This window comes from Pseudomonas sp. Pseusp18 (genome assembly GCF_059506005.1).
Window position 1 is genome coordinate 5,958,483 of the sequence record NZ_CP169240.1, and the last position, 21,167, is coordinate 5,979,649.

General features: G+C 56.1%; 17 protein-coding genes, 2 tRNA genes and 3 rRNA genes. 9 read left to right on the top strand and 13 right to left on the bottom strand.

Going from position 1 to position 21,167, the window contains the following annotated elements:
• Positions 1 to 6: 6 nt before the first annotated feature.
• The 8 genes from ACEN9A_RS26925 to tyrS all read right to left on the bottom strand — a co-directional run bounded on the left by ACEN9A_RS26925 (position 7) and on the right by tyrS (position 8,801).
• A complete protein-coding gene (locus ACEN9A_RS26925; protein ID WP_258671298.1) occupies positions 7 to 756 on the bottom strand; it encodes a pantothenate kinase in 750 nt (249 codons plus the stop codon).
• Complete coding sequence (birA, locus tag ACEN9A_RS26930; RefSeq protein WP_019650825.1) at positions 746 to 1,705, bottom strand: bifunctional biotin--[acetyl-CoA-carboxylase] ligase/biotin operon repressor BirA; 960 nt, start codon at positions 1,703 to 1,705, stop codon at positions 746 to 748. The genes ACEN9A_RS26925 and birA overlap by 11 nt, the downstream gene beginning before the upstream one ends.
• A 135-nt stretch (positions 1,706 to 1,840) precedes the next feature.
• Positions 1,841 to 1,956: ribosomal RNA gene (gene rrf / locus ACEN9A_RS26935) — 5S ribosomal RNA — on the bottom strand.
• Between the two features lie 149 nt (positions 1,957 to 2,105).
• Positions 2,106 to 4,998 (bottom strand): 23S ribosomal RNA (locus tag ACEN9A_RS26940).
• 248 nt (positions 4,999 to 5,246) lie between these two features.
• Positions 5,247 to 5,322: transfer RNA gene (locus ACEN9A_RS26945), tRNA-Ala, on the bottom strand.
• 29 nt (positions 5,323 to 5,351) lie between these two features.
• Positions 5,352 to 5,428 (bottom strand) — tRNA-Ile (locus ACEN9A_RS26950).
• 82 nt (positions 5,429 to 5,510) lie between these two features.
• Positions 5,511 to 7,049: ribosomal RNA gene (locus tag ACEN9A_RS26955) — 16S ribosomal RNA — on the bottom strand.
• The 16S, 23S and 5S rRNA genes sit together here with 2 tRNA genes alongside, the layout of an rRNA operon.
• Before the next feature lie 552 nt (positions 7,050 to 7,601).
• Positions 7,602 to 8,801 carry a tyrosine--tRNA ligase gene (gene tyrS, locus ACEN9A_RS26960; RefSeq protein ID WP_007941670.1) on the bottom strand — a complete coding sequence of 400 codons (1,200 nt, stop codon included), beginning with the start codon at positions 8,799 to 8,801 and terminating at the stop codon, positions 7,602 to 7,604.
• 210 nt (positions 8,802 to 9,011) lie between these two features.
• Here tyrS and ACEN9A_RS26965 point away from each other — a divergent pair, with 210 nt between their 5' ends.
• Positions 9,012 to 10,430, top strand: a complete 1,419-nt coding sequence (locus ACEN9A_RS26965) for a peptidoglycan DD-metalloendopeptidase family protein (protein WP_019650356.1) — start codon at positions 9,012 to 9,014, stop codon at positions 10,428 to 10,430.
• 3 nt (positions 10,431 to 10,433) lie between these two features.
• Positions 10,434 to 11,525, top strand: a complete 1,092-nt coding sequence (locus tag ACEN9A_RS26970) for an anhydro-N-acetylmuramic acid kinase (RefSeq protein ID WP_026345948.1) — start codon at positions 10,434 to 10,436, stop codon at positions 11,523 to 11,525.
• A 73-nt stretch (positions 11,526 to 11,598) separates the two neighbouring features.
• Here ACEN9A_RS26970 and erpA read toward each other — a convergent pair whose 3' ends face one another.
• On the bottom strand, positions 11,599 to 11,949 hold the full coding sequence (erpA, locus tag ACEN9A_RS26975; RefSeq protein ID WP_007906865.1) for an iron-sulfur cluster insertion protein ErpA: 351 nt from the start codon (positions 11,947 to 11,949) through the stop codon (positions 11,599 to 11,601).
• Between the two features lie 167 nt (positions 11,950 to 12,116).
• Positions 12,117 to 13,151, bottom strand: a complete 1,035-nt coding sequence (gene argC, locus ACEN9A_RS26980) for an N-acetyl-gamma-glutamyl-phosphate reductase (RefSeq protein WP_019580754.1) — start codon at positions 13,149 to 13,151, stop codon at positions 12,117 to 12,119.
• A 135-nt stretch (positions 13,152 to 13,286) separates the two neighbouring features.
• On the opposite strand from argC, the gene hemJ reads away from it, so the two are divergent.
• The 6 genes from hemJ (at position 13,287) to coq7 (ending at position 17,913) form a co-directional block, all read left to right on the top strand.
• Positions 13,287 to 13,718, top strand: a complete 432-nt coding sequence (gene hemJ, locus ACEN9A_RS26985) for a protoporphyrinogen oxidase HemJ (protein WP_018928879.1) — start codon at positions 13,287 to 13,289, stop codon at positions 13,716 to 13,718.
• A 33-nt stretch (positions 13,719 to 13,751) separates the two neighbouring features.
• A complete protein-coding gene (locus ACEN9A_RS26990) occupies positions 13,752 to 14,720 on the top strand; it encodes an NAD(P)H-dependent flavin oxidoreductase (protein ID WP_019650353.1) in 969 nt (322 codons plus the stop codon).
• Between the two features lie 91 nt (positions 14,721 to 14,811).
• Positions 14,812 to 15,771 carry a DUF805 domain-containing protein gene (locus ACEN9A_RS26995; RefSeq protein ID WP_258671299.1) on the top strand — a complete coding sequence of 320 codons (960 nt, stop codon included), beginning with the start codon at positions 14,812 to 14,814 and terminating at the stop codon, positions 15,769 to 15,771.
• A gap of 62 nt (positions 15,772 to 15,833) precedes the next feature.
• A complete protein-coding gene (locus ACEN9A_RS27000; RefSeq protein ID WP_018928876.1) occupies positions 15,834 to 16,622 on the top strand; it encodes an SDR family NAD(P)-dependent oxidoreductase in 789 nt (262 codons plus the stop codon).
• 80 nt (positions 16,623 to 16,702) lie between these two features.
• Entirely contained in the window at positions 16,703 to 17,041 is a 339-nt protein-coding gene (locus ACEN9A_RS27005; protein WP_007906873.1) for a histidine triad nucleotide-binding protein, read from the top strand.
• A 224-nt stretch (positions 17,042 to 17,265) separates the two neighbouring features.
• Positions 17,266 to 17,913, top strand: coding sequence for a 2-polyprenyl-3-methyl-6-methoxy-1,4-benzoquinone monooxygenase (gene coq7 / locus ACEN9A_RS27010; RefSeq protein ID WP_018928875.1), 648 nt, complete (start codon positions 17,266 to 17,268; stop codon positions 17,911 to 17,913).
• A gap of 93 nt (positions 17,914 to 18,006) precedes the next feature.
• On the opposite strand, the gene speD is transcribed toward coq7, so the two are convergent.
• Together speD and ACEN9A_RS27020 are read right to left on the bottom strand one after the other, a co-directional pair.
• Positions 18,007 to 18,801, bottom strand: coding sequence for an adenosylmethionine decarboxylase (gene speD / locus ACEN9A_RS27015; protein WP_018928874.1), 795 nt, complete (start codon positions 18,799 to 18,801; stop codon positions 18,007 to 18,009).
• Between the two features lie 238 nt (positions 18,802 to 19,039).
• Positions 19,040 to 19,462, bottom strand: coding sequence for an OsmC family protein (locus ACEN9A_RS27020; RefSeq protein WP_007941657.1), 423 nt, complete (start codon positions 19,460 to 19,462; stop codon positions 19,040 to 19,042).
• Positions 19,463 to 19,708: 246 nt separating this feature from the next.
• On the opposite strand from ACEN9A_RS27020, the gene crp reads away from it, so the two are divergent.
• Positions 19,709 to 20,353, top strand: a complete 645-nt coding sequence (crp, locus tag ACEN9A_RS27025; RefSeq protein ID WP_018928873.1) for a cAMP-activated global transcriptional regulator CRP — start codon at positions 19,709 to 19,711, stop codon at positions 20,351 to 20,353.
• A 26-nt stretch (positions 20,354 to 20,379) separates the two neighbouring features.
• Here crp and ACEN9A_RS27030 read toward each other — a convergent pair whose 3' ends face one another.
• Entirely contained in the window at positions 20,380 to 21,081 is a 702-nt protein-coding gene (locus ACEN9A_RS27030) for a lipoate--protein ligase family protein (RefSeq protein ID WP_258671300.1), read from the bottom strand.
• Positions 21,082 to 21,167: the final 86 nt, after the last annotated feature.

Here is a 21,167-nt window from a genome sequence, read left to right on the forward strand (position 1 = left end):
AAAACCTCAAGACAAGGGACACGCCATAGCCAACCCTACAAACACCAAATCTGGAACCACCCTGGCCCCAGGCACAACCTCGGAGACCAGATCAGCATCTCCTCCTGTGAGGAATACAGCGAAATCCTCCCCCCAATAGCTGCGCGCCAACTCTAGCTGAGCCTGAACAAAGCCTCTCAACATCAGCAAGCAACCTCGCTCGACCGCCTCGACGGTAGTACGCCCAGGAACAAGACTCTCCAAAGCGCGCTCGGCAGCAAGGTCGCCATAGCGGATTCTACGGGTATGAGTACGCAACTGGTTACGCATTAAGGGCATTCCCGGACAGATGAAGCCTCCAAGATGCTCGCCATCCCTAGCGACAAAATCAGCCGTGACTGCGGTACCGAAGTCGAGCACCAGACAAGCACCTGAAGCCAGGTGAAATCCTCCGAGCATTGCAAGCCAGCGATCAAGCCCTAGCCGCTCGAACTCTTCATAGCCATTACGAACCCCGGACATTTCGCGAGCCGGCGTAGCGCACACTACGGAAACACCGAAAGTCTCTGACAACAAAGAGATCAAGGCTCCGGTTTCTTCAGCGGTTCTGACGCTCACTAACCGACAATGCTTGAGAGCGAGCCCCTTGAGCCCCTTCAAACTCTCAAGCAGCGCGAGATCCGAATCAACGACACCCTCACCAACCACCCGCCCGACATCCACGCCGAGCACACGCCACTTGATGAAACTGTTTCCACAATCGAGCTCAAGAATCATCACGCAACCTCAGGCTGAGCTCACCACCACTAAAGACTTTTTCCACGCCATTCACCTTCAAGCGCAAGGCACCCTGACCATCGATACCCAACACCTCTCCATCTATCTGACTAGCTCCAGCAATCAACGACACGGCGCGCCCCTGCCATAGATGATTTTGCTCCCACTCCGCCCGGATAGCCGGAAATCCGTCGACCTGGTGGCGACTCAAGTAGGCCCGGAGCATCACGCCCAACTTCGCAACCAGGTGATTGCGATCAACCGCCTTGCCCGACTCGAGCCGCATGGACGTCCACTGCTGGTCAACCTCATCAGTCATCTGCATGTTCACATTGATCCCGACACCGATCACTACGTGACACACATCTGCAGGATCGCCCACTAATTCGAGCAATATTCCAGCAATTTTTTTCTGACCAACCAGAACATCATTAGGCCACTTCAACCCCGCGCCTGAAATACCAAGCTCTCGCAAGGCCTGCAGTACGGCGAGCCCAACAACTAGACTCAAGCCTTCCAGCTGCCGCATCCCACCCTCAATGCGCAACACCAGGCTGTAATAGATGTTTTCTGCGAACGGACTCACCCACTTGCGTCCACGCCGTCCGCGACCAGCCGTTTGCCGCTCGGCAAGCACCAGAAATGGCGCGATCTGGCCACGTTCGATAGCGCGCAAGGCTTCAGCATTGGTTGAGTCAATTGAGTCGAGGACCAGGATGGGCCACTCACAGGAAGGCTCACGCGCGCATATCTCGACAGGATCAAGCAGCGTCAATGGCGCAGCCAGCTGATAGCCGCGACCGCGCACTTTATGAATGGATAAGCCGAGCTCAGCCTCCAAATGCTGAAGCTGCTTCCATACAGCGCTACGACTGACGCCCAAGGCTACGCCCAGGGCCTGGCCCGAATGGAATCGGCCATCCTTAAGAAGCTTTAACAACGTCAGCATGCAAGTCTCGCCTCACAATGAGGCCCGCATGATAGCCATACACCGAGCAGTTGCATAGAAACCCTAAACGTCAGTTTTTCTGCGGGCAAAACAAAACCCCTACCTGCATACGCAGATAGGGGTTTCGGAATTTAATCTTGACGATGACCTACTCTCACATGGGGAAACCCCACACTACCATCGGCGATGCATCGTTTCACTTCTGAGTTCGGGATGGGATCAGGTGGTTCCAATGCTCTATGGTCGTCAAGAAATTCGGGTACCGAACCGTCTTTCGACGCTTCAGCAAATTGGGTATGCGATAGTTTGTGCGGCTTTTGTGAATGGTTGCGAACTTTCGGTTCATTGCGTCTTCACACACCGCAATCTGGCTCTTAAGCGCAAATTGCTTGGGTGTTATATGGTCAAGCCTCACGGGCAATTAGTATTGGTTAGCTCAACGCCTCACAGCGCTTACACACCCAACCTATCAACGTCGTAGTCTTCGACGGCCCTTCAGGGGACTCAAGGTCCCAGTGAGATCTCATCTTGAGGCTAGTTTCCCGCTTAGATGCTTTCAGCGGTTATCTATTCCGAACATAGCTACCCGGCAATGCCACTGGCGTGACAACCGGAACACCAGAGGTTCGTCCACTCCGGTCCTCTCGTACTAGGAGCAGCCCCTCTCAAATCTCAAACGTCCACGGCAGATAGGGACCGAACTGTCTCACGACGTTCTAAACCCAGCTCGCGTACCACTTTAAATGGCGAACAGCCATACCCTTGGGACCGGCTTCAGCCCCAGGATGTGATGAGCCGACATCGAGGTGCCAAACACCGCCGTCGATATGAACTCTTGGGCGGTATCAGCCTGTTATCCCCGGAGTACCTTTTATCCGTTGAGCGATGGCCCTTCCATACAGAACCACCGGATCACTAAGACCTACTTTCGTACCTGCTCGACGTGTCTGTCTCGCAGTCAAGCGCGCTTTTGCCTTTATACTCTACGACCGATTTCCGACCGGTCTGAGCGCACCTTCGTACTCCTCCGTTACTCTTTAGGAGGAGACCGCCCCAGTCAAACTACCCACCATACACTGTCCTCGATCCGGATAACGGACCTGAGTTAGAACCTCAAAGTTGCCAGGGTGGTATTTCAAGGATGGCTCCACGCGAACTGGCGTCCACGCTTCAAAGCCTCCCACCTATCCTACACAAGCAAATTCAAAGTCCAGTGCAAAGCTATAGTAAAGGTTCACGGGGTCTTTCCGTCTAGCCGCGGATACACTGCATCTTCACAGCGATTTCAATTTCACTGAGTCTCGGGTGGAGACAGCGCCGCCATCGTTACGCCATTCGTGCAGGTCGGAACTTACCCGACAAGGAATTTCGCTACCTTAGGACCGTTATAGTTACGGCCGCCGTTTACCGGGGCTTCGATCAAGAGCTTCGCGTTAGCTAACCCCATCAATTAACCTTCCGGCACCGGGCAGGCGTCACACCCTATACGTCCACTTTCGTGTTTGCAGAGTGCTGTGTTTTTAATAAACAGTCGCAGCGGCCTGGTATCTTCGACCGGCGTGGGCTTACGCAGCAAGTGCTTCACCCTCACCGGCGCACCTTCTCCCGAAGTTACGGTGCCATTTTGCCTAGTTCCTTCACCCGAGTTCTCTCAAGCGCCTTGGTATTCTCTACCCAACCACCTGTGTCGGTTTGGGGTACGGTTCCTGGTTACCTGAAGCTTAGAAGCTTTTCTTGGAAGCATGGCATCAACCACTTCGTGTTCTAAAAGAACACTCGTCATCAGCTCTCGGCCTTAGGAATCCCGGATTTACCTAAGATTCCAGCCTACCACCTTAAACTTGGACAACCAACGCCAAGCTGGCCTAGCCTTCTCCGTCCCTCCATCGCAATAACCAGAAGTACAGGAATATTAACCTGTTTTCCATCGACTACGCTTTTCAGCCTCGCCTTAGGGACCGACTAACCCTGCGTCGATTAACGTTGCGCAGGAAACCTTGGTCTTTCGGCGTGGGTGTTTTTCACACCCATTGTCGTTACTCATGTCAGCATTCGCACTTCTGATACCTCCAGCAAGCTTCTCAACTCACCTTCACAGGCTTACAGAACGCTCCTCTACCGCATCACCTAAGTGATACCCGTAGCTTCGGTGTATGGTTTGAGCCCCGTTACATCTTCCGCGCAGGCCGACTCGACTAGTGAGCTATTACGCTTTCTTTAAAGGGTGGCTGCTTCTAAGCCAACCTCCTAGCTGTCTAAGCCTTCCCACATCGTTTCCCACTTAACCATAACTTTGGGACCTTAGCTGACGGTCTGGGTTGTTTCCCTTTTCACGACGGACGTTAGCACCCGCCGTGTGTCTCCCATGCTCGGCACTTGTAGGTATTCGGAGTTTGCATCGGTTTGGTAAGTCGGGATGACCCCCTAGCCGAAACAGTGCTCTACCCCCTACAGTGATACATGAGGCGCTACCTAAATAGCTTTCGAGGAGAACCAGCTATCTCCGAGCTTGATTAGCCTTTCACTCCGATCCACAGGTCATCCGCTAACTTTTCAACGGTAGTCGGTTCGGTCCTCCAGTCAGTGTTACCTAACCTTCAACCTGCCCATGGATAGATCGCCCGGTTTCGGGTCTATTCCCAGCGACTAGACGCCCTATTAAGACTCGCTTTCGCTACGCCTCCCCTATTCGGTTAAGCTCGCCACTGAAAATAAGTCGCTGACCCATTATACAAAAGGTACGCAGTCACCCAACAAAGTGGGCTCCCACTGCTTGTACGCATACGGTTTCAGGATCTATTTCACTCCCCTCTCCGGGGTTCTTTTCGCCTTTCCCTCACGGTACTAGTTCACTATCGGTCAGTCAGTAGTATTTAGCCTTGGAGGATGGTCCCCCCATATTCAGACAAAGTTTCTCGTGCTCCGTCCTACTCGATTTCATGACTAAGAGATTTTCGCGTACAGGGCTATCACCCACTATGGCCGCACTTTCCAGAGCGTTCCGCTAATCTCAAAGCCACTTAAGGGCTAGTCCCCGTTCGCTCGCCACTACTAAGGGAATCTCGGTTGATTTCTTTTCCTCAGGGTACTTAGATGTTTCAGTTCCCCTGGTTCGCCTCTTGCACCTATGTATTCAGTACAAGATAACCATCTTATGATGGCTGGGTTCCCCCATTCAGACATCTCCGGATCAAAGTCTGTTTGCCGACTCCCCGAAGCTTTTCGCAGGCTACCACGTCTTTCATCGCCTCTGACTGCCAAGGCATCCACCGTATGCGCTTCTTCACTTGACCATATAACCCCAAGCAATCTGGTTATACTGTGAAGACGACATTCGCCGAAAATTCGCACTTGCTCAATTAAGAGCAACTCACAAATTTTACCTTAGCCTGATCCGTTACCAGTGAAAGTAACGTTCAGTCTATCTTTCTATCACATACCCAAATTTTTAAAGAACGATCTAGCCAAAGACTAGAAATCAACATTCACCATCATCACGATGGAATGCTCATTTCTAAGCTTTCAACAACAGAAGCAGTAGTGGTGGAGCCAAACGGGATCGAACCGTTGACCTCCTGCGTGCAAGGCAGGCGCTCTCCCAGCTGAGCTATGGCCCCGTATTTCTACAGGTATTCCCACACAAAATTGGTGGGTCTGGGCAGATTCGAACTGCCGACCTCACCCTTATCAGGGGTGCGCTCTAACCAACTGAGCTACAGACCCAATTTCGGGCTGCTTCGTATCGTCTTCTTCAATGAATCAAGCAATTCGTGTGGGAACTTATGGAGCAGCTGATGTCGTCGATTAAGGAGGTGATCCAGCCGCAGGTTCCCCTACGGCTACCTTGTTACGACTTCACCCCAGTCATGAATCACACCGTGGTAACCGTCCCCCCGAAGGTTAGACTAGCTACTTCTGGTGCAACCCACTCCCATGGTGTGACGGGCGGTGTGTACAAGGCCCGGGAACGTATTCACCGCGACATTCTGATTCGCGATTACTAGCGATTCCGACTTCACGCAGTCGAGTTGCAGACTGCGATCCGGACTACGATCGGTTTTGTGGGATTAGCTCCACCTCGCGGCTTGGCAACCCTCTGTACCGACCATTGTAGCACGTGTGTAGCCCAGGCCGTAAGGGCCATGATGACTTGACGTCATCCCCACCTTCCTCCGGTTTGTCACCGGCAGTCTCCTTAGAGTGCCCACCATTACGTGCTGGTAACTAAGGACAAGGGTTGCGCTCGTTACGGGACTTAACCCAACATCTCACGACACGAGCTGACGACAGCCATGCAGCACCTGTCTCAATGTTCCCGAAGGCACCAATCCATCTCTGGAAAGTTCATTGGATGTCAAGGCCTGGTAAGGTTCTTCGCGTTGCTTCGAATTAAACCACATGCTCCACCGCTTGTGCGGGCCCCCGTCAATTCATTTGAGTTTTAACCTTGCGGCCGTACTCCCCAGGCGGTCAACTTAATGCGTTAGCTGCGCCACTAAGAGCTCAAGGCTCCCAACGGCTAGTTGACATCGTTTACGGCGTGGACTACCAGGGTATCTAATCCTGTTTGCTCCCCACGCTTTCGCACCTCAGTGTCAGTATCAGTCCAGGTGGTCGCCTTCGCCACTGGTGTTCCTTCCTATATCTACGCATTTCACCGCTACACAGGAAATTCCACCACCCTCTACCATACTCTAGCTCGACAGTTTTGAATGCAGTTCCCAGGTTGAGCCCGGGGATTTCACATCCAACTTAACGAACCACCTACGCGCGCTTTACGCCCAGTAATTCCGATTAACGCTTGCACCCTCTGTATTACCGCGGCTGCTGGCACAGAGTTAGCCGGTGCTTATTCTGTCGGTAACGTCAAAACAATTACGTATTAGGTAACTGCCCTTCCTCCCAACTTAAAGTGCTTTACAATCCGAAGACCTTCTTCACACACGCGGCATGGCTGGATCAGGCTTTCGCCCATTGTCCAATATTCCCCACTGCTGCCTCCCGTAGGAGTCTGGACCGTGTCTCAGTTCCAGTGTGACTGATCATCCTCTCAGACCAGTTACGGATCGTCGCCTTGGTGAGCCATTACCTCACCAACTAGCTAATCCGACCTAGGCTCATCTGATAGCGCAAGGCCCGAAGGTCCCCTGCTTTCTCCCGTAGGACGTATGCGGTATTAGCGTTCGTTTCCGAACGTTATCCCCCACTACCAGGCAGATTCCTAGGCATTACTCACCCGTCCGCCGCTCGCCACCAGGTACAAGTACCCGTGCTGCCGCTCGACTTGCATGTGTTAGGCCTGCCGCCAGCGTTCAATCTGAGCCATGATCAAACTCTTCAGTTCAAACATCTTTGGGTTTTTAAGAAACCCTAAACTTGGCTCAGCAATCGTTGGTTACATCTTTGATTTCTCGCGGAGTAACTTGTGATGCTGATAATCTTGTTGACTATCAGTCTGACTCCACAAGCACCCACACGAATTGCTTGATTCAGTTGTTAAAGAGCGGTTGGTTAAGATCTTTCGTCTCAACCGAGGCGCGCATTCTACAGCAGCCTCTGTTACTGTCAAGCGGTTATTTTCAGAAGTTTTCAAAGTTTCCCTTGCAACTTCAACCACTTGCGCTTCCGATCTCTCGTTAGCGGGAGGCGAATTCTACAGCGTTAGTCGCTGCTGTCAACACCTCTTTTTCTCCGCTTTCGACCGAGAAGATCGAACCGTCAATAAGGCGACAACACCCTGCCCTACCAACTCCTTCTGGCTTCGATGAACTGAAGCGTAACCGCTGTCGAAAACCGCGTAACTCATTGTTTACCAAGGAGTTTTCCGTTTCGACTGCGCCGGAAGTGGGGCGAATTATAGACGCCCAGGATCTGCCGTCAACCCCTGATTTCAGCTTTATTCGGATTTGAGCGTAATACGCGCAAATGCCTTCTTCCCGGCCTGGCAAACGTGGGTCGCGCCCAGTGCGTATATAAAGGTGCGATCGACAACTTCACCATCTATACGCACACCACCGGAACCCAGAAGGTCACGCGCCACGGCAGAGTTCTTCACCAGACCCGCCTTATTAAGAACAGCGGCGATCGGCATATCTTCGGCAGCGGTCAATTCGATCTCTGGCAAATCATCCGGCAGCTCGCCATCTTTCATACGGTTGCCTGCTGCACGGTGAGCATTGGCCGCAGCCTCCTCACCATGGAAACGCGCAACGATCTCTTCGGCCAACTTGATCTTGATGTCACGCGGATTCGCACCCGCCTCGACGTCAGCCCGCAAAGCATCGATCTCTTCCATGGAGCGGAAGCTGAGCAGTTCGAAGTAGCGCCACATCAGCACATCAGGAATAGAGACCAGCTTGCCGTACATGACACCCGGCGCCTCCTGGATACCGACATAGTTGCCCAACGACTTGGACATCTTCTTCACGCCATCCAGCCCTTCGAGCAACGGCATGGTCAGAATGCATTGAGCCTCTTGACCATAACTACGCTGCAGCTCACGCCCCATCAGCAGGTTGAACTTCTGATCGGTACCGCCCAGCTCGACATCCGCGCGCAAAGCGACCGAGTCGTAACCCTGAACCAGCGGATAGAGGAATTCGTGAATGGCGATTGGCTGATTGGTCGTGTAGCGCTTGTCGAAGTCGTCGCGCTCGAGCATGCGTGCCACAGTGTATTGCGAAGTCAGGCGAATGAAGTCAGCCGGCCCCATCTGATCCATCCAGGTGGAGTTGAACGCCACTTCGGTTTTGGCCGGATCAAGAATCTTGAAGACCTGAGTCTTGTAGGTCTCGGCATTCTCGAGAACCTGTTCACGAGTGAGCGGTGGACGTGTCGCGCTCTTGCCACTCGGATCACCGATCATCCCGGTGAAGTCACCGATAAGGAAGATCACCTGATGCCCCAGATCCTGGAACTGGCGCAGCTTATTAATGAGCACGGTGTGACCCAGGTGCAAATCCGGCGCGGTCGGATCGAAGCCTGCCTTAATACGTAGCGGCTGGCCACGCTTGAGCTTTTCGATCAGCTCGGACTCGACCAACAGTTCTTCTGCACCACGCTTGATCAGCGCTAGCTGCTCTTCAACCGACTTCATAACAGACCTGCAAGACTCGAATTCAAAGGGGACCAACCATACAAGATCGGGCGTCAAATACAAGTTTTGCCCGGCGCACGGACGCCAATCCACGGACAGAGCGTCCGCAGGCTTGCTTCAGAGATGATTTGGTTATATTTTATACAGTTATTTCGTCTTCATCATGTCATTCATCTTTTCCAATTCATTTTTTCAAAGTCAAAATTACTTATGACCAAAGAATCGTCTAAAGCGCCACCGCTTTACCCGAAGACCCACCTGCTCGCAGCAAGCGGTATCGCCGCCCTTCTGAGCCTGGCGCTTCTGGTATTTCCTTCCAGTGATGTTGAAGCCAAAAAGACGACCCTGAGTCTTGAACTGGAAAGCCCTGTAGAACAACTGACACAAGATCAAGACGCCGCCGACGTCGTCCAAGCCACAAATGAGCCGGCAGCCTCCCCTTTCGCGCAGATCGAAAACAGCGCCGAAAATACTCAGGAAGCCGCCCAGGCCGCCCCCGCGCCAGTCGTCGAAGAAAAGAAGGCGCCAGGCCACAGGGAAGTGATCGTTGCCAAAGGCGACACTCTCTCGACATTGTTTGAGAAAGTCGGCCTTCCGGCCACTTCGGTGCATGAAGTGCTGGCCAGCGACAAGCAGGCCAAGCAGTTCAGCCAGCTCAAACATGGCCAGAAGCTCGAGTTCGAACTCGGCCCGAACGGCCAACTGACCAATTTGCACAGCAAAGTCAGCGACACGGAAAGCATCAGCCTGACCAAGAACGATAAGGGTTATACATTCAACCGCATTACCGCCAAGCCCACTGTTCGCACCGCCTACGTACATGGCGTGATCAACAGTTCGCTGTCGCAATCCGCAGCCCGTGCCGGTTTGTCCCATAGCCTGACCATGGATATGGCCAGCGTGTTTGGCTATGACGTCGACTTCGCCCAGGATATTCGCCAGGGTGACGAGTTCGATGTGATCTATGAACAGAAAGTCGTCAACGGTAAAGCGGTCGGTAACGGTCCGATTCTTTCCGCACGCTTCACCAACCGTGGCAAGACTTACACCGCTGTGCGCTACACCAACAAACAAGGCAACAGCAGCTACTACACGGCTGACGGCAACAGTATGCGCAAGGCGTTCATCCGGACTCCGGTAGACTTCGCCCGCATCAGCTCGAAATTCTCCATGGGCCGCAAGCACCCGATCCTGAACAAGATCCGCGCCCACAAGGGTGTCGATTACGCAGCACCGCGCGGCACACCGATCAAGGCTGCCGGCGACGGCCAGGTATTGTTGGCCGGTCGCCGTGGCGGTTACGGCAATACCGTGATTATCCAACACGGCAGTACTTACCGTACGCTGTACGGCCACATGCAGGGCTTCGCCAAAGGCATCAAGACTGGCGGCAGCGTCAAGCAAGGTCAGGTGATCGGCTACATCGGCACCACCGGCCTCTCCACCGGCCCGCACCTGCACTACGAGTTCCAGGTCAATGGTGTGCACGTCGATCCACTGGGTCAGAAGGTAGCGATGGCCGATCCGATCTCCAAAGCTGAACGCTCACGCTTCCTTGCGCAAAGCCAACCGCTGATGGCGCGTATGGACCAAGAGAAAGCCACCCTGCTGGCTTCGAGCAAACGCTAAGCCATGGCGCTCTATATAGGTGTGATGTCCGGGACCAGCCTTGATGGCCTGGACATTGCGCTGATCGAGCAAGCCCCGGCGATCAAGCTGATCGCCACGCATTACATCCCCATGCCCGAATCCCTGCGCGCCGAGCTGCTTGGCTTGTGCGCCAGCGGTCCGGACGAGATTGCCCGCTCCGCCATTGCCCAGCAAAACTGGGTGAAACTGGCCGCACAGGGCATTCACACCCTCCTCGACCAACAAAACCTCAAGCCCGACGACATTCGCGCGATTGGCAGCCACGGCCAGACCATTCGCCACGAACCGGCACGCGGGTTCACGGTGCAGATCGGCAACCCTGCGCTGCTCACCGAGCTGACCGGCATCACCGTGGTCAGCGATTTCCGAAGCCGCGACGTAGCCGCTGGCGGACAAGGCGCCCCATTGGTTCCAGCCTTTCACGAAGCCTTGTTTGAACAGCAGCCCGGTAACCGCGCGGTGCTGAACGTCGGTGGGTTCAGTAACCTCAGCCTGATCGAACCCGGCAAGCCTGTCGCGGGTTTTGACTGCGGCCCGGGGAACGTCCTGCTGGATGCCTGGATTCACCGGCAACGCGGCGACAACTTCGATCGCGATGGCCAGTGGGCCGCCAGCGGCAAGGTTGAACCGGCTCTGTTGAATGAGCTGCTCAGTGATCCGTTCTTTGTCACTCAAGGCCCGAAGAGCACTGGCCGCGAAGTGTTCAATCTGCCATGGCTGATGCAGCATCTGTCACAGCTGCCAACCTTCGCAGCCGAAAACGTACAGGCCACACTGCTTGAGCTGACCGCCCTGACCATCGTCGAGTCATTGCAAAGCGCTCAATCGGATACCCGGGAGCTGCTGGTCTGCGGCGGTGGCGCACACAACGCCACATTGATGAAACGGTTGGCCAACCTGTTGCCGAACGCGAAAGTCAGCAGCACTGCCGCTTATGGTGTAGACCCGGACTGGGTTGAAGCCATGGCCTTTGCCTGGCTGGCTCATTGCTGCCTGGAAGGTATCGCGACCAACCGCCCAAGCGTCACCGGCGCGCGTGGCCTGCGCATTCTCGGCGCCATCTACCCCGCCTGAACCTTAACCCCAGACAGCAAAACGCCGCAGAGTCCTGAGACCCTGCGGCGCTTGTTGATGCGGTGAGTTGCGATCAGATCGAGAACGAAGAGCCGCAGCCACACGTGGTGGTGGCATTCGGGTTTTTGATCACGAAACGCGAACCTTCCAGACCTTCCTGGTAATCCACCTCGGCACCTGCCAGGTACTGGAAGCTCATCGGATCGACCACCAGGCTGACGCCTTCGCGCTCGACAATGGTGTCGTCATCGGCCACTTCTTCATCGAAGGTGAAGCCGTACTGAAACCCTGAACAACCGCCGCCCGTAACGAATACGCGCAGCTTCAAGCGATCATTCCCCTCTTCATCGACCAGGCTCTTCACCTTGTGCGCAGCACCGTGGGTGAATTGCAAAGCCGTGGGGGTGAAGGATTCGACGCTCATGCTGACTATCTCCCGGCGTTACGCCGCCATAATGCGTGATGACGCGCATTATCCGCTTCTCCCAGAAAATCGGTCAACTATTGTTACGGTATATCAATCAACCCAATTGTCAGACCAGAATGCAAAAAGGCCCGTTCAACGGGCCTTTTTGCATTGCGGATAAAGCCTTACGGCAGCATGCCCGCATGGGAAAGGCCCAGGCGCTCATCCAGACCGAAGAGGATATTCAGGTTCTGCACAGCCTGACCCGACGCGCCTTTGACCAGATTGTCGATGACCGACAACACCACCACCAGATCACCATCCTGCGGACGATGCACGGCGATACGGCAAACGTTGGCACCACGCACGCTGCGGGTTTCCGGATGGCTGCCGGCTGGCATTACGTCGACGAACGGTTCGTTGGCATAACGCTTTTCGAACAGCGCCTGCAGATCCACCGAGCGGTCCACGACAGTCGCGTAGAGCGTCGAGTGAATACCGCGAATCATCGGCGTCAGGTGCGGAACGAAGGTCAGGCCAACGTCCTTGCCCGCTGCACGGCGCAGCCCCTGACGGATTTCCGGCAAGTGACGGTGACCTTTTACGGCGTAGGCCTTCATGCTTTCCGACGTCTCGGAGTACAGCGAACCTACGGAAGCGCCACGACCGGCACCACTGACACCGGATTTGCAGTCCGCAATCAAGCGTGTGGTATCGGCCAGACCGGCTTCGAGCAATGGCAGGAAACCCAATTGCGTCGCGGTCGGGTAGCAACCCGGTACAGCAATCAGGCGTGCCTGCTTGATCTGCTCGCGATTGACTTCCGGCAAGCCGTAGACCGCCTCATCCAGCAGTTCCGGCGCACCGTGCGGCTGGCCGTACCACTTGGCCCATTCATCGGCGTCTTGCAAACGGAAGTCTGCCGACAGGTCGATAACCTTGGTTCCGGCAGCCAGCAACTCACCCGCCAGGGCATGGGCGACACCGTGCGGCGTGGCGAAGAACACTACATCGCAAGCCCCGAGGGTCTTGATGTCCGGAACGCTGAACGCCAGGCCGTCGTAATGGCCTCGCAGGTTCGGGTACATGTCGGCCACGGCCAGGCCGGCCTCGGATCGGGAAGTGATCACCACCACTTCTGCCTGCGGATGCTGTGCCAACAGACGCAGCAGTTCGACACCGGTGTAACCCGTGCCGCCGACGATACCGACCTTGACCATAAACCTGCCCTCAACGAACCCACTGGAAAGCCGTCGATAATAGGGGCCGCGCGGCCCTGCGACAACCGTCAAGGTGACGTGCGGGCGCTCTACCCCCTACTATCTTCACTACCGTGAACCTGGGAATAACCAAAAATGCTTTATCTGTGGCTCAAAGCGCTTCACATCATCAGCATGGTCTGCTGGTTTGCCGGCCTGTTTTACCTGCCGCGCCTGTTCGTCTATCACGCGCAAAGCGAAGACACCGTCAGCAAGGAACGCTTCAGCATCATGGAGCGCAAGCTGTACCGGGGGATCATGGGGCCAGCGATGATCGCCACCCTGGTGTTCGGTATCTGGCTGATCAGCCTCAACCCGAGCGCCTATTTCGGCCAGGGCGCGTGGATGCACGCCAAGCTGACCCTGGTGGTGATCCTGATCGGCTACCACCACATGTGCGGCGCACAGGTAAAACGTTTTGCCCGTGGCGAAAACACCCGCAGCCATGTCTTTTATCGCTGGTTCAATGAAGTGCCGGTTCTGATATTGCTGGCTATCGTAATTCTGGTCGTCGTCCGGCCGTTTTAAATCCGACAGGCACACTCACCCGGGGTACTTCCAATGTCGCTGCCCGCTTTGCTCGAACAACGCTTGCGTCTGCCCGTGGTGGCGGCGCCGATGTTCCTGATTTCCAACCCTGAGCTGGTGCTCGCCTGCTGCCGTAATGGCGTGGTGGGCAGTTTCCCTGCGCTGAACCAGCGTGAGAGCAGCGGTTTCAAGGCCTGGCTGGAGGAAATCGAAGCAGGGCTGGCGACACTGGAAAACCCCGCGCCTTACGCGGTGAACCTGATCGTCCACCACAGCAATCCGCGATTGCAGGCGGATCTGGCGATCTGCATCGAACACAAAGTACCGATCGTGATCACCAGCCTCGGCGCCGTGAAGGAAGTGGTCGATGCCGTGCACAGCTACGGTGGCCTGGTGTTTCACGACGTGACGACCCGTCGCCACGCAGAAAAAGCCGCCGAAGCCGGTGTCGACGGTTTGATTGCCGTTGCCGCGGGGGCCGGTGGTCACGCCGGGACCTGGAGCCCGTTCTCACTGATCGCCGAGATTCGCCAGTTTTTCGACAAGACCCTGTTGCTGGCTGGCTGCCTGAACCATGGCCACGAGATTCTTGCCGCGCAATTGCTCGGTGCGGATCTGGCCTACTTCGGTACGCGATTTATCGGCACCACCGAAAGTCATGCGCCTGACGCCTACAAGGAGATGCTCCTGACTGCCAGAGCCGCGGACATCGTCCATACTCCAGCGGTGTCCGGGGTTCCGGCAAGCTTCATGCGTCAGAGCCTGGAGGCCGCCGGTTTCGACATGGCGGCGCTGCAAAGCAAGGGCGAGGTGGACTTCGGCTCCAAGCTCAAGCCGTTAAACGATGAAGCCAAAGCCTGGAAAACCGTGTGGTCTGCGGGCCAGGGTGTCGGGGAGATCGAGGATCTGCCGAGTGTCGACCAACTGGTCGAACGTCTCGGCACCGAATACCGCAAGGCGCTGGAACTGGCGGCAGCACTGCCCAAACGCTGGCCGCGCTGACAGGAAAGTTTGGCCAGCCCAACCCGGCCAGCCTTACACTCCCTCTTGTTACACTTTCCATTACAACTCTCGCGACAAGGATGCCTCGGCCATGAGCGAAAACCGTTTCAAGATCGTCTTCGATGGTGCTTTGCTGCCCGGTGTTGATGCCACCACCGCCAAGCTCAATCTCGCCGAGCTGTTCAAAAGCGATGTCGCAGCTATTGAACGCCTGTTCAGTGGCCGGACGGTTGCCCTCAAACGCGACCTGTCACATGCCGATGCGCAAACTTATCTTCAGGCGCTGACGAAAACCGGCATCGATGCCCGAATTGAAGCCGTACCCTCGATCGAGCTGAACCTGTCCGACGTTCACACCAGCCCATCGCCATCGGCAGAGCCTGAGTCCCCCTACGCTCCACCGCGCGCCACCGTCGGCGAAGCGCTGCCGGAGTTCGCCACACTCAAGGCATTCAGTTTCAGTGGCCGCATCGGCCGACTGCGCTTTCTGGCCTGGACAATGGCTCTGACGCTGGTGACGTTGGGCATTGGCTCGGTGCTGGCCATTTTCGGCTTCGGCCTCATCAGCACCAACTCGACTGCCGGCCTGATTGTCGCGGGTCTGCTGGCCGTTATTCTGATCGTGATACTCGCGTTCATCAGCATTCAGTTCAGTGTGCAGCGCCTGCACGATATCGGCTGGTCTGGCTGGCTCTGGCTGTTGAACCTTGTGCCGTTCGTGGGGGGCGCTTTCCCGTTCGTGATAATGATCGTGCCGGGTAACAACACTGCCAATCGATATGGCGCACCGCCGCCGCCCAACAGCAACGCAGTCAGGGTACTGGCTTCATTGTGGCTGGTGTTTATTGCGATCATGTTCGTTGGCGGGCTGACCGGAGGTCTCACGGCAATTCAGGATGAGTATGAAAGCGCCACTGATAGCGCCTATCAAAGTAGCTCTGTGACCACCGATGAAGTCGAAGCTGCGCCTGTCGAAGTCGACTCGGCAGCAGATTCAACCGACGATGCAGCCGAAGCGGCCCAGCCCCCTGTAGACTCTGCAAAAGAATGAACAGCGCTCCCCGCCCGTGACACCTGCGTCGCTGGCGCGGAGCTGTTGCGATGGAGAACTGCATGACCCGTTACGCTCTGATCACTGGCGCTTCCAGCGGCATCGGCCTGGCGATGGCCGAAGCGCTGGCCCGGCGCGGCCGCAGCCTGTTACTGGTGGCCCGACAGCGTGATCAGCTGGAAAGTATTGCGATTGAACTGACTCAACGTTTCGGCGTGGAAGTGTTGTTTCGTGCCTGTGACCTGGGAGAACCGTTGCGCCTGTCCGGTTTTCTACTGGAGCTGGAGGAAGGTGAGCGGCAAATCGATCTGCTGGTCAACTGCGCCGGCATCGGTACCTGTGGACCATTCCTGGCCCAGGACTGGATGACCGAGCAGGATCTGATCGAAGTGAACATCCTGGCCCTCACTCGCTTGTGTCATGCCATCGGTAACAGCATGGCCTTGCAGGGCGGCGGGCAGATTCTGAACGTTGCCTCGGTTGCGGCGTTCCATCCCGGCCCCTGGATGAGCACTTATTACGCCAGCAAGGCTTATGTGCTGAATTTTTCCGAAGGCTTGCGCGTCGAACTGAAAAAATGCGCGGTCAAGGTGTCAGTGCTCTGCCCCGGTCCGACCCGCACGGCGTTTTTCCGCACCGCGCAACTGAACACCGATAAGCTGGGCGAGAGCAAACTGCTGATGAGCCCAGAGGAAGTCGCGCTCTATACCGTGCGCGCCCTGGAGAAAAATCGCGCCATTATCATCCCCGGTCGCCTGAATCGCTGGTTCGCCTTCCTGCCACGGCTCGGCTCGCGCTGGCTGACCCGGACAATCGCGGGCATGGTCAATAAGGCGTACTGCCCGCGCTGACCAGCCTTCAAGGTAAAAAACTGGGCTCAGGCAGGGCCCATGCGTACACTCAAGCCAGCCAAACAACGGAGAAAACAGCTGTGGATACTCTGTTCACCAAGATCATCAACCGGGAAATCCCGGCGAAGATCATTTACGAGGACGACCAGGTACTGGCCTTCCACGACATCGCGCCACAGGCCCCCGTGCATTTCCTGGTGGTCCCGAAGAAACCGGTACGCACCCTTAACGACCTCACCGAGGACGATAAGGCTCTGGCCGGGCATATTCTGTTCACCGCGCAGCGTCTGGCTCTGGAACTGGGCTGTGAAGAAGGTTTCCGGGTGGTCATGAACTGCAATGAATTGGGCGGGCAGACCGTTTATCACATACATATGCACGTTCTGGGTCAACGCCAGATGCACTGGCCTCCGGGCTGATTGCAAGCGGTACCGGTTTATGTGGCGAGGGAGCTTGCTCCCGCTGGGTTGCGAAGCAGCCCCAAATCCACGCATCGAGTTTTTCCAGACAGAACCGATGGGCTGAATTTACGATCGCTTCGCGGTCGAGCGGGAGCAAGCTCCTTCGCCACAGATGACCCAGCGCAAACCCTCCCCGGCCGATTGGGTTAAACTGGCCGCCGAGATTCTTCCCGGAGGTCAGCATGACTACCCAACGTCACTACTCGCCAATTGACCGTCTTCTGCTGCAAGCCGATGCCGCGATGCGTACTTTGCTGCCCTTCAGTGGTCAGCCCTATCGTCCGTCGCCTGCCATCGTGCAGCCGGATGCGCAAATGAACGACGAGGACACCCGGCACGTCGCCGGTTTGATGCGCATCAACCATACCGGCGAAGTCTGTGCCCAGGCGCTGTATCAAGGTCAAGCCCTGACCGCCAAGTTGCCGCAAGTGCGCGCTGCCATGGAACATGCCGCCGAAGAAGAAATCGATCATCTGGTCTGGTGCGAACAGCGCATCCACCAGTTGGGCAGCCACACCAGCATTCTCAATCCGCTGTTCTACGGAATGTCGTTCGGGATTGGCGCGGTGGCCGGGTTGATCAGCGACAAAGTCAGCCTGGGTTTCGTTGCCGCCACCGAGCATCAGGTTTGCAAACACCTGAACGAACACCTTGAACAACTGCCCGCCGAGGACGAAAAATCCCGGGCGATCCTTGAGCAGATGCGCATTGATGAAGAACATCACGCCGAAAGTGCGCTGGATGCTGGAGGGTTCCGTTTTCCTGCGCCGGTGAAGTTCGGGATGAGTCTACTGGCCAAGGTGATGACCAAGAGCACTTATCGGATCTGACGGTTGTGTTGTTTGATCGGGCCTCTTCGCGGACAACAGCAATGAAAAAGGCGACTACCTTGCGGTAGTCGCCTTTTTTTGTACTCGGAACTCTCAGCTCGGCATGTTGCGCGCGTAGAAGATTTCGAGCATTTCGTGTTTCACACGCTCAGTCACCTGGGCACGCTGCTCAGAGGACAGGTTGCTGGTGGCGTCGCCGAACAGGTAGTTATCCAGTTCGAAGTTCTTCAGCAGCATTTTGGTGTGGAACAGGTTTTCCTGGTACACGTTCACGTCGGTCATCTGGTACGCGTCGCGGGTGTCTTCGGAGAGATAGTTCTGGATCGAGTTGATCTCGTGGTCGATGAAGTGCTTCTTGCCTTCAACGTCACGGGTGAAGCCGCGCACGCGGTAATCCACAGTCACGATATCCGAATCGAACTGGTGAATCAGAAAGTTGAGCGCCTTGAGCGGTGAAATGACGCCACAGGTCGACACGTCGATGTCCACACGGAACGTCGCGATACCGTCCACCGGATGGATTTCCGGGTAGGTGTGCACCGTGATGTGGCTCTTGTCGAGGTGGGCCAGGATGATTTCGGGCAACGGGCCCGGAGACTCTTCAATCTGACTGTCGGTGGGGGTTACCGGCTCTTCAGAGATCAGAATCGTGACGCTGGCGCCCTGGGGTTCATAGTCCTGACTGGCGATGTTCAGGATATTGGCACCAATGATATCGACAACTTCTGTGAGGATCTGCGTCAGGCGCTTGGCGTTGTACTCTTTATTGATGTACTCGACGTAAGCCTGCTGGTCTTGCGGGGTTTCCGCGTAGCAGATGTCATAGATGTTGAAGCTCAAGGTCTTTGTCAGGTTATTGAACCCGTGGAGCTTGAGTTTGCTTTTCACCGTTAAAAACTCTCTATGTATTGCGGGCTGGCCGCGTGATCAAGCATGCCCGTCAGATGCGAACGACGCACCTGCGTAGGACGGTTAACACCTCTTCGCGATGGCGATTTTGGTTGTCTGTTCAGGCAAGCGACCTGTCGGGTGACCGATCACTGCCCTGAAAAAAGTGGCGCATTATGCAGACGTCAGCTATGGATCACCAGAGTCTGCACCGCTTTTATGATAGTTGAATGTCGATTCAACCGAGCTCGATAATCTCGTAGTCGTGGGTAATCGCCACGCCAGCCGCGCCGAGCATGATCGAGGCCGAGCAGTACTTCTCGGCCGACAGCTCGATGGCACGCTTGACCTGGGCTTCTTTCAGCCCGCGGCCCTTGACCACGAAGTGCATGTGGATCTTGGTAAACACCTTCGGATCTTCGGTCGCACGCTCGGCTTCCAGGAAGGCTTCGCAGCTTTCGACGGCCTGACGCGACTTCTTGAGGATGCTGACCACATCGAAATTGCTGCAACCGCCAACACCCAGCAGGAGCATTTCCATCGGCCGGACACCCAGGTTACGACCGCCGGCATCGGGCGGACCGTCCATGACCACGACATGACCGCTGCCGGATTCACCGAGGAACATGGCTTCGCCTGCCCATTGGATGCGTGCCTTCATCGCCAAGACTCCACTGTATAAAAAAGGGTCGCCAGCTTAGCACAGGGCCCTTGATTGGCAGCGCTTCGCCTTACTAGGACATAACCGTATGCGTCGTAGGTAAATTCTCGAATCTTGAAGGAATGTGTCTGTTAAGCTGACGCCAATTCACTGGCGCTTAGCCAGCTTTGTAGCAAACAAAAAACCAGGCTTCACCAGCCCCCTACAAAAAACAAACACACCGTGCAGTCTTTTCGGGATACAACCATGGTTGCTATTACCCCCATATCCAAAATCAAGAACCTCGACAAACTGTTGATGCACTGCCAGCGCCGTCGCTATGCCGCCAAGAGCAACATCATTTGTGCCGGCGACCGCTCGGACACGTTGTTCTTCATCATCAAGGGTTCGGTGACCATCCTGATCGAGGATGACGACGGCCGTGAAATGATCATTGCCTACCTCAACTCCGGCGACTTCTTCGGTGAACTGGGTCTGTTCGAGCAAGCCGGGCTGGAACAGGAGCGCAGCGCCTGGGTTCGCGCCAAAGTCGAATGCGAAGTCGCGGAAATCAGCTACGCGAAATTCCGCGAGTTGTCTCAACAGGATCCAGACATTCTTTACGTGCTCAGCGGACAAATCGCACAACGCCTGCGCAATACCACGCGCAAGGTCGGCGACCTGGCGTTCTTCGACGTGACCGGTCGCGTTGCTCGCTGCCTGTTGGAGCTGTGCAAGCAGCCAGACGCCATGACCCACCCGGACGGCATGCAGATCAAGGTGACCCGTCAGGAAATCGGCCGGATTGTCGGTTGCTCCCGTGAGATGGTCGGCCGCGTGCTCAAGGATCTGGAAGAGCGCAACCTGGTCGACGTCAAAGGCAAGACCATGGTGGTCTTCGGTACGCGCTAGGCTCTGAAAACCGACGCCTGGAACACTTAAGCCCCGAGCACTTCTGCCAGCATTTGGCGATACAACGCATCGAGCCGTTCCAGCGCATCAGGAGCGGCAAACTTTTCATGCAGGGCAATGTGGCTTTCTGCGCGAACCCGCTGTTCCAGACCGCAGGCTTCGTTGAAACGATTGACCGCTGCGACCATCGACTCTCGCTCGTTATCGATCAGCATCGCCCCGTGCACCAGCCCGACCGGACGCTGACCGCCCTTGCTCTGCCGCCAGCGCTGAGCGGTTCCGACCATCTTGCGACCATCGAGGTTGACGTTGAAACGGCCGTCGCAGAACGCGCCCTCAATTTCGCCCAGGGACGACACGCCGCCCAACTCGTCAAGAAGCTGGCAAATCGGGTCGCAGAGCCGGCGATAGGCGGTTTCGATCCGATTCTGGTCACCCTCGCTGCGCGGTGGCGCGTAGACCAGCGCGATGTTGAGGGTCGATGCCGATTGCGGCACCGGCTCGCCGCCAGTTTCGCGCAGCAGTACCGGCCAACCGGCAGCGGCTGATATCTCGCACGCCGCCTCGAAACCCGGCAAGCGATTCAAGCGGCGCGGCATGACCAATGCCTGGTCTGTGGGTTGCCAGAATAGCAAGCTGAACTCCGAATCACCGGTGCACACATGGGCCAACAGGTCCTGTTCGGCGAGCAGGCCGGCTTCGATGGTCAGAGAGGTTGGCTGGGACATGGACGACTCCGTAAGACATGAAGTCTTTGGGGGGCTTGATGACCTACTCGCGGGCAAGCCCGCTCCCAGAGGGGATCGGGTTGCCT